This window comes from Ureaplasma urealyticum serovar 8 str. ATCC 27618 (genome assembly GCF_000169535.1).
In the GTDB taxonomy this organism is placed as follows: Bacteria; Bacillota_I; Bacilli_A; order Mycoplasmatales; family Mycoplasmoidaceae; genus Ureaplasma; species Ureaplasma urealyticum.
In genome coordinates, this window is sequence record NZ_AAYN02000002.1 from 813,332 (window position 1) to 816,201 (window position 2,870).

Annotated in this window: 3 protein-coding genes; 1 reads left to right on the forward strand and 2 read right to left on the reverse strand. The window is 27.1% G+C overall.

Going from position 1 to position 2,870, the window contains the following annotated elements; genetic code table 4:
• Positions 1–2 precede the first annotated feature (2 nt).
• Both rpsI and rplM read right to left on the reverse strand, forming a co-directional pair.
• The gene (gene rpsI, locus UUR8_RS03335; RefSeq protein ID WP_004026084.1) at positions 3–404 is read right to left on the reverse strand and encodes a 30S ribosomal protein S9; all 402 of its coding nucleotides are present in this window, start codon (positions 402–404) and stop codon (positions 3–5) included.
• Between the two features lie 19 nt (positions 405–423).
• Complete coding sequence (gene rplM / locus UUR8_RS03340; protein WP_004025887.1) at positions 424–870, reverse strand: 50S ribosomal protein L13; 447 nt, start codon at positions 868–870, stop codon at positions 424–426.
• A 349-nt stretch (positions 871–1,219) separates the two neighbouring features.
• Here rplM and UUR8_RS03345 point away from each other — a divergent pair, with 349 nt between their 5' ends.
• The gene (locus tag UUR8_RS03345; protein WP_004025532.1) at positions 1,220–2,794 is read left to right on the forward strand and encodes a hypothetical protein; all 1,575 of its coding nucleotides are present in this window, start codon (positions 1,220–1,222) and stop codon (positions 2,792–2,794) included.
• Positions 2,795–2,870 lie beyond the last annotated feature (76 nt).

Sequence of the window (2,870 nt, forward strand, 5' to 3'; positions counted from 1 at the left end):
AATTAACGTTTTGTAAATTGAGGAGCACGACGTGCACCATATAAACCGAATTTTTTACGTTCTTTAACACGTGAATCACGTGTTACTAAGCCAGCTTTACGTAAATCTGTTTTTAAATCTTCACGAGTTTGAATTAAAGCACGAGTGATTCCTAAACGAATTGCACCAGCTTGTCCATTAAATCCACCACCAATAACTTTAACATAAACATCATAAGTTTCAGCTGTTTTAGTTAAAACTAATGGTTGCATCATGTCTTGGATAACTAATTTATTTGGAAAATAATTTTCTGGTTGACGATCGTTAATGAAAACCTTTCCAGAACCTGGAACTAATTTAACTCTTGCAATTGAAGATTTACGACGACCTAAACCTTTGTATTCAACGATATTACTTTTTTGCATAATAATTTAATTCCTTCTTCTATTTTAACTTTAATTCCAAAATAGTTGGTTGTTGAGCTTCGTGAGGGTGTTTATCATTTTTGTAAATGAATAATTTATTTAAAATTTGTTTTGATAATTTATTTTTTGGAAGCATTCCTTTAACTGAACGACGAATAAGTTCATCTGAATATTTACTAATCATTTCTTCACCACTACGTGTTCTTAAACCACCAATGTAGTGTGAATGATTATATCAATTTTCACGTAATGCCTTTTGGCCAGTTAAAACAACTTTATCTGAGTTAACAATAATTACATAATCACCAGCATCAACGTTTGGTGTGTAATCAACTTTATTTTTTCCTCTTAAAATATCTGCTACTTTAACAGATAAACGACCTAAAACTAAGTCAGTTGCGTCAACAAGATATCATTGTCGACGAGCAATGGCCGCTTCTTTCTTAAGCATTGAAGACTTTTGCATTTTTTCTCTCCTTGAAAAATGATCTTATTTACGATAAATAAGTTTTAAAAATTAAAAATATTGGATTTTTTAGATGTAACTATGTAATATTATACTAAAAAGTTATCAAAAATTAATACACAATATTATTTTATTGTCCTTCATTATTATATATAGGTAAAAAAGTCCATTTCTTGTTGTTTATTTTAAAAAATTATTATTACTTTATGGTCTCACTTAAATAATAGAATTACTATCTTTTTTCCTTATTTATTTAATATTAATAATCTTTTGATATATTAAAATAAATACCCTATAAATTTAATGATATAAACTATATTATTAAATGAGAGAATAGGATAAATAGTTTATGAAAAAGATTAAGATTATTACTTCAACAATCGCATTGTTATTTGTGGGTGCAATATCAACGATTAGCATTGTTGCTTGTTCAAAACAAAATAATCAAAAAACAAAGATTAACTCACAAGAGCAAACAAATAAAATTATTGAAGCTATACTAAATAAAAAAGAAGGCAAGGATAATTTTATTGATTGAGTTCATTGATGAAATAGTCCATTTCAGCAAGCTCGTAAACTTGCAAAAGATTTAGATAAATATGTTGATTTAACAAAATCAAAAAATTTTAAATCATTAATTGATAAAAATGAATATAAGCAAACTTTTAGTGCACAAATCGAAGATGTAATTAAAACAATTAAAGATGATATTAAAATGTATGCTAATTCACCATTTTGAAAGAAATGACGCGAACAAAAGAAAACGGCTTTATTTTTAATTAATTACGCTCCTTTTCAAAAAGATGATAATCAAATCAATGCACCTGGAATATTATTACCAGCTGAATATCCACTATTGTATGCTAAACCTGATTTTGAAGCATTACCAGGATTAGGAGTATTTTTTCCAACACCTAAATCTATGGATGCTGTTGATATTTTAGATACATGAAAATCTTTTGGTTCACTGGTTTCATCAAAAGGTAATTTAGTTGAAAAAGGTGTTTTAGCAACTAAATTACAAAGTTCATTTGCTAAAACTGCAGATAAGGTTGTTTATATTTATGATGATGCTATTGTACCTAATATTTATAATGAAAATGGAGAACGTAATTTAAAAATTACTCAAGATTTTGCTAATTGAATGATTGACCAAGATTATAAAGGTTATATAGCGCGTGAATTTTTAAAAGCAAATCAAAAACAAGATTTAATTCCCTTACCTATGAGTGTTGTTTGACATGCAAGTTATGGCATTGTTGGCATGCATCGCATGCTATATACACTATCAAAAGCATTTGGAATGCCAAAAGATGAATTAGAGCATTTAAAAGCACAAGAAAAATTTAAAATTCCAACTTTAAGAAAATTATTATCAAATGATGAATTAGAAACTAAAGATGGTGTGCAAATAATTAAATCAAATATAGATTCACCATTTAAAAGACATCGTGATCAAAATCGTGCTGATTGAAAAATTTGAGCAACTAATTCGCAAGTTTTAGATATTTGTATTGCTTTAGGTTTAAAACCAGATTTATTAGTAAAAGGTGAATTATCAACTAGTGTTCATGAAGATCCTGAGTTAGCATATTATTTAAATGATGTAATAAAAACACAATTAAGTAATGTTAAAGCAGTTAGCATTAAAGGAGATCATGTTAATTGAACAACAACTAATTATGAACCTATTAAAAACTTAAATGTTAATTTAATCTTAATGGGTGTACATGGTTTAATTAAAAATTCAGCATTTAAGAAAATGATGGATGAAGGTAAACAAATTAAGAATTGAGCCTTTACTGATCGTCGTTTTAGTGATGAAACACGCCAATATGTTAAAAGTGGTGAAGAAGATTTATATAGTCAAAACGCCTCAATTCTTGGATGAGAAGATTTTTTAAAAACAAGAAATAAAAACTAATTCTATTTAGATAGAAAATAAAAAATGACTCCTTTAAAGCAAGGGGGGTCATTTTTTTATTCATAAATATTTTTAT